This is a genomic window from Chitinophaga sp. GbtcB8, assembly GCF_019091455.1.
In the GTDB taxonomy this organism is placed as follows: Bacteria; Bacteroidota; Bacteroidia; order Chitinophagales; family Chitinophagaceae; genus Chitinophaga.
On the sequence record NZ_JAGXJN010000483.1, the window covers coordinates 1 to 232 of the forward strand.

The following is a 232-nucleotide window of genomic DNA, read 5'->3' on the forward strand; positions in this document are numbered from 1 at the left end:
CGCACGCTCCCTGCAGCAGGCAGACAGCGGCAACGTAAATGCCGGTGTGGCATCATTAGTCAAAACATTCAATGATTTTTATGTGAACCAGCGGGCATATTTCACCAGTGATTCGCCGGACTTCTATACTTCTTTTAACCTGACCACCCGTTACTATATGAACCACGAGCAGGACTATATTTCGTTTATAGCAGGCCTGCGGACCTCGTCGGAGGACCGCACCCGCGTGTTA

Annotated in this window: 1 protein-coding gene; it reads left to right on the forward strand. The window is 50.4% G+C overall.

What is annotated here, in order from left to right; all coding sequences use genetic code 11:
* On the forward strand, positions 1 to 232 hold a 232-nt coding region (locus tag KVT36_RS32365; RefSeq protein WP_217607534.1), incomplete at both ends, for a hypothetical protein.